Origin of the sequence: Pseudoalteromonas sp. G4 (genome assembly GCF_028875915.1) — a bacterium.
Lineage (GTDB): Bacteria > Pseudomonadota > Gammaproteobacteria > Enterobacterales > Alteromonadaceae > Pseudoalteromonas.
Genome location: NZ_JAPEHW010000165.1, coordinates 1 through 836 on the forward strand (window position 1 = coordinate 1; position 836 = coordinate 836).

Annotated in this window: 1 protein-coding gene; it reads left to right on the plus strand. The window is 38.6% G+C overall.

Annotation, left to right across the window (positions count from 1 at the left end; all coding sequences use genetic code 11):
- Positions 1 to 584: AGE family epimerase/isomerase (locus tag ON073_RS20415; RefSeq protein ID WP_274763700.1), on the plus strand; the 584-nt coding region annotated here is incomplete at its 5' end.
- Between the last annotated feature and the right edge of the window lie 252 nt (positions 585 to 836).

Consider the following 836-nt stretch of genomic DNA (forward strand, 5'->3'; position numbering starts at 1 on the left):
TTTGTTTTGAATTATCAGCGCATAGCAATGGCTTAGTGTACGAGCACTTTACCCCTGAACTTTTGCCTGATTTTGATTACAACAAAGACGATGCAAAAAACCTCTATCGCCCCTGGGGATTTCAACCAGGTCACCAAACAGAATGGGCAAAATTATTACTACAAATTAACTATTTTGAAGAAAAGCCAAAGTTTGTTGAAAAAGCGCAGCATTTATTTGATGTTGCCTTTGCCAACGCATGGGATAACACCCATGGCGGTTTAGTATATGGCTTTGATACGCACTATACCACCTGCGATAGCGACAAATATTTTTGGGTGCAAGCCGAAAGCTTTGCTGCCGCTGCATTACTTTTTGATGCGACACAAAATGACGTTTATTTAAACCATTACAACGCACTTTGGCAGTATTGCTGGCAGTATTTTGTCGACCATGACCATGGTGCGTGGTATCGCGTATTAAAAGAAAACAATCAAAAATACTGTGATAAAAAAAGCGAAGCAGGCGCTAAGTGCGACTATCACACTCTAGGCGCATGTTTTGATGTATTAGAATTTACCAAAAATCCGTTTCCAACCAATTGACACATTCCCCCATGTGCCTACTTAAAGCCACGTTAAATACGTGGCTTTTTTTTGGCTTAACAGTAAAACTTTTACTTTAGTCTTAGTGTAATAAGGCGTGATACACCCTTTTAATTGACTGCCCTACTATTAGCTTCAAAGTTAGATTGTTATTAGGTTGTTCACTTTGCAATACGCTATGCATTTAAAATCATTGGTAAAACAAAATATTTCTGGTCAATGGCAGTTTTTTGTCAGCTCGCTGTTTGAAAC